The organism is Sphingobium soli (assembly GCF_020782245.1).
In the GTDB taxonomy this organism is placed as follows: Bacteria; Pseudomonadota; Alphaproteobacteria; order Sphingomonadales; family Sphingomonadaceae; genus Sphingobium; species Sphingobium soli.
The window spans coordinates 1-4,257 of the sequence record NZ_JAJGNP010000035.1 but is presented as its reverse complement, the minus strand read 5'-3'; the positions used below and the strand labels follow the sequence as shown (position 1 = coordinate 4,257).

The 4,257-nt window shown below is 62.9% G+C and carries 3 protein-coding genes; 2 read left to right on the top strand and 1 reads right to left on the bottom strand.

Annotated features, from left to right (window positions below; all coding sequences use genetic code 11):
* Positions 1-28: 28 nt before the first annotated feature.
* Entirely contained in the window at positions 29-2,920 is a 2,892-nt protein-coding gene (locus LL253_RS19555) for a Tn3 family transposase (protein WP_016746447.1), read from the bottom strand.
* Positions 2,921-3,045: 125 nt separating this feature from the next.
* Between LL253_RS19555 and LL253_RS19550 the strand changes: the two genes are divergently transcribed.
* Both LL253_RS19550 and LL253_RS19545 read left to right on the top strand, forming a co-directional pair.
* Positions 3,046-3,666 carry a recombinase family protein gene (locus LL253_RS19550; protein WP_008832583.1) on the top strand — a complete coding sequence of 207 codons (621 nt, stop codon included), beginning with the start codon at positions 3,046-3,048 and terminating at the stop codon, positions 3,664-3,666.
* A complete protein-coding gene (locus tag LL253_RS19545; RefSeq protein WP_228228193.1) occupies positions 3,663-4,193 on the top strand; it encodes a GNAT family N-acetyltransferase in 531 nt (176 codons plus the stop codon). The genes LL253_RS19550 and LL253_RS19545 overlap by 4 nt, the downstream gene beginning before the upstream one ends.
* Positions 4,194-4,257 lie beyond the last annotated feature (64 nt).

Sequence of the window (4,257 nt, the reverse complement as noted above, 5' to 3'; positions counted from 1 at the left end):
GGGGGCGTTTGCGGGAGGGGGCGGAATCCTACGCTAAGGATTTGGGCCAGCGATATTCCCCGGTTAGATTGATGTGTTCCCATCCCAACGGCGAGACGTGGGCGAGTAGATCAGGCGCGATATGGGTACCGCTGGCGGCCCGGGTATTGACGACCTCGCCGAGCTTCATGGTGTTCCAGAATATGATGATGGCGGCGAGCAGGTTCATTCCGGCGATGCGATAGTGCTGGCCTTCGCCGGATCGATCCCGGATTTCACCTCGGCGGTGGAAGCTGATGGCGCGCTTTAGGGCGTGGTGGGCCTCACCCTTGTTGAGGCCGATCTGAGCCTGGCGCTGGAGGCCGGCATCAAGAATCCAGTCGATCATGAACAGGGTTCGCTCGATGCGGCCCACCTCTCGCAATGCGAGGGCCAGCTCATTCTGGCGCGGGTAAGAGGCGAGCTTGCGAAGAATCTGGCTGGGGGCGACGATCCCCGCTGCGATCGTCGCCATGATGCGCAGGATGTCGGGCCAGTTGCGCTCGATGAGCGGTTCATTGATCTTACCTCCGACCAGCGCTCGCACATTGGCCGGCGTCGCGTTGGGCGTGAAGGCATAGAGTCTTTTCTGAGGGAGATCGCGGATACGGGGGGCGAACCTGTAGCCGAGCAAGGCGCAGGCGGCGAACACATGATCGGTGAAGCCGCCCGTGTCGGCAAAATGCTGGCGAACGCGGCGGCCCGCGTCATTCATGAGCAGCCCGTCCAGGATATAGGGAGCCTCGCTGACCGTTGCCGGGATCACCTGGGTTGCGAACGGCGCATATTGATCGGACACATGGCTGTATCCCTTGAGGCCCGGGACGTTGCCATATTTCGCGTTGATCAGATTCATCGCCTCGCCCTGCTCGGTAGCAAGGAAGAACTGCCCGTCGCTGGATGCCGATTGCCCTTGTCCCCAGAAGGCGGCCATGGGCAGGGCGGCGTGGGCCTCCACGATCATGGCGAGCGCCCGATCATAGGCGCTGCCTTCGACATGCCAGCGCGCGATCCGCAGCAATTCCCAGAAGCTGTGCGTGTTGGTCGCCGCCGCCATCTTGCGCAAACCGAGATTGACGCCTTCCGCCAGCAACACGTTCATCAGGCCGATCCGGTCGCTGCAGGGCGCGCCGGTGCGCAGATGCGTGAACGCCTCGGAAAATCCGGTTCGCTCATCGACTTCCAGCAACAGATCGGTGATCCTCGCGGGCGGGAGCTGTTGATAGAGATCGAGCACGAGATCCTCGGCCCCTTCGGGCGTGTCGGCCCTCAGCTTGTCGATGTGCAGCTTGCCGTTCTCGATGATGCCGCCTGGGATCGTGCCGGTTCGCGCCGCGCGGCCAAACTCCTTCAGCCGTGTATCCAGTCGAGCCCTGCGCTCGGCCAGCCATTCGCCGGGCCGCAGCGGCACGGCGAGCCGCGCGGTCTGCTCTATCGCCTGTGGCGGGACCAGAAGCTGCTTGAGGTCGCCATAGCGGCGCGATCCCGCCAACCATATGTCACCGGACCGGAAGGCGTCGCGGATGTGGAACAGCACCGCGATTTCCCAAAGCCGGTGGTCGCCGCTGGGCTCAGCGCGAAGATGACGATGCCATTTCGAGTTGGGACGTAGAAAATCCACCGGCGGATCGACCTTGATCCCGTTACGCAGCATCGCAACGGCCGCCAGAAGAGGCGTGGCGATCGGCGCCGCCTGCATGTCGAGCAGGCGCAGCATCCTGGGCGCGTAGAGGCGGAAACGGTGATAGCCGTCCAGCACACGGCTGAGCGGGTCGGCCGCGAGCACGTTGGTCAGCGCGGAGGCCGTGGCGACAAGGGTTCTGAACCGTTCCCAGCCAGGCCCGGTGGCGATTATCCCGTCCAGGGCCGTGCCATCGTCCTGCGCTCCAAGCAAAGCACCACCGATTTCGGCAAAGGACTTCAGCGTGTCCCGAACGGCCGCCTTTTCGTCGGCGATCCTGGTGTTGCAAAGGCGTTCGGAGGCCCGATAGAGACGGCCTACGATGCGATCGTGGGTCTCCACGATGACATCGGCCAGCGATGACCGCCATTCCAGGGTGCAGACAGCGAGGATCGCAAGCCGCCTGTCTTCGGGCAGATCACGCATGCCGTCGGCGTAATAGCGCTCGCCCTGCCGGCGAAGCCGGGTCACACGATGCGCCGGCACGCCGTCCAGCAAATCCGCCGGAAGATCGAACCTTTGAAGATATTCCAGTCGATCCATCAGCCGGTTAGCGGCTGCTGAATTTGCGCCAACCTCGAACTGTCGCAGCCATACGAAGCGCGTGACGCGACCATCCACCGTATCCTCCAACAGGTGAGCCAAATTCTCGCTCAGGGTTGGCGTGATGCGATGGGCGATAAGATCCTCGATCCGGCGCTCGGCCTCAACCAGCGCATCGGCGCAAAGGCGCTCGATCGTCGAGGAGCCGGGAAGGATCGTGCGGGTGCGGCGACACTCCGCAACGAAGCGACGGGCAAGATCCTCATTCGATGTCGCCGCCTCGGCTTCCCGAGCGATCCATTCGCGCAAATCCCGTGCGCCCCGCCCCGAAAAGGAGCGATAGCCGTAGATTCGGCGAAGGTCCGCCAGATGCTCGTGCCGGGTCTCCTCGCGCGCGGCATAGAGGAGTAGATCGTCGCTGGTCAGGCCGAGCTGGGCCGCGATGAAATCCGATACCTGCGCCGGGATCAACTCGCCAGGAGCGAGCACCCGGCCCGGGTAGCGCAGGACGCACAGTTGCAGCGCGAAGCCAAAACGATTGTGGGCGCGCCGGCGCTGGCGGATATGCCCGAGATCCTCATCGCTGAGGGTATAGTGCCGCAGCAGCTCACCTTGATCGACCGGCAAGTGAAGCAGCGCCTCGCGCTGTCGATCGGTCAGGGTCACGCGACGCGGCATACATGCTCCTTATTCTTTCCGAGCTACGGTTTGAGATAGCTTGATTGAGATGCTGGTTAAGATACACAATAGCCCAATCTTATGTGCTCATGTTCGTCACCGCCTCAAACCTTCGTTTGTGATCCATGCTGATCGGCTACGCCCGCGTGTCCAAAGCCGACGGCTCGCAGTCGCTCGACCTGCAGCACGATGCCCTTCGCGCTGCCGGTGTCGAGCCAGGCAATATCTATGATGATCGTGCATCCGGTAGCCGTGATGATCGCCCCGGTCTTGCCGCCTGCCTGAAATCGTTGCGCGACGGCGATGTCCTCATCGTTTGGAAGCTCGACCGGCTCGGCCGAACGCTCACCCACCTGGTCAGCACGGTGCAGAATCTGTCGGATCGCGGTATCGGTCTGCGGGTGCTCACCGGCAAGGGCGCGCAGATCGACACCACGACGCCATCGGGCCGGATGGTGTTCGGCATTTTTGCCACACTGGCGGAGTTTGAGCGGGATATGATCCGCGAGCGCACCATGGCTGGCCTGGCCGCTGCCCGCGCGCGGGGACGCAAGGGTGGCCGCAAGTTCGCCCTCTCCAAGGCCCAGGTGCGGCTCGCTCAGGCTGCTATGGCCCAACGCGACACGTCCGTTTCCGACCTCTGCAAGGAACTCGGGATCGAGCGCGTCACTCTCTACCGCTATGTCGGTCCCAACGGGGAACTCCGGGATTACGGTCAGCGCGTGCTTGCTGCCAAAACGCGATGATGATGACGGGAGCCCCGATCAAACTTACCCAAGCGGACGCCGCAGACGTTGCAGACCTGTACAACCGTTGCAGCGACTATTTCCTGTTGCAGGACGGGGCCGCGCCCACGCTGGACGATGCTCGCGAGCTTTTCTCCGATGTGCCGCCCGAAAAGAGCGCCCACAATCAAGCTGTCCTGGGATGGAAGGGGCCTGGCGGCCTATATGCAATCGCGGCCATCCTCCGCGATTATCCGCGTGATGGCACATGGTATCTCGGCTTCATGATCGTAGATGCCGCACAGCGTGGTCGTGGCGTCGGACGCTCAATTTACTCGACGGTCGAAAGCTGGGCCGCTGCGAGAGGTTCCACAGAGATTCGGTTGGCCGTGCTGGAAGCGAATGAAGCGGCAGAGCGATTTTGGCGTTCTCTCGGCTTCATTGAGTATCGGCGCGTTGGGCCAGACACCTTCAAAATGCGTAGCCATCGCCGGATAGAACTGAGCCGTCGCCTTTCTGGCGCGACCGTAGAAGGCAGCAACAAGTAAGATCTCGCGCCGGCTATCTGGGCGAGCTTGGCGTAGGATTCCGCCCCCTCCCGCAAACGCCCCC

What these genes read in the sequence shown, in the direction of transcription:
- LL253_RS19555 (WP_016746447.1), bottom strand. Translation starts at nt 2,920, where the DNA reads ATGCCGCGTCGCGTGACCCTGACCGATCGACAGCGCGAGGCGCTGCTT.
- LL253_RS19550 (WP_008832583.1), top strand. Translation starts at nt 3,046, where the DNA reads ATGCTGATCGGCTACGCCCGCGTGTCCAAAGCCGACGGCTCGCAGTCG.
- LL253_RS19545 (WP_228228193.1), top strand. Translation starts at nt 3,663, where the DNA reads ATGATGATGACGGGAGCCCCGATCAAACTTACCCAAGCGGACGCCGCA.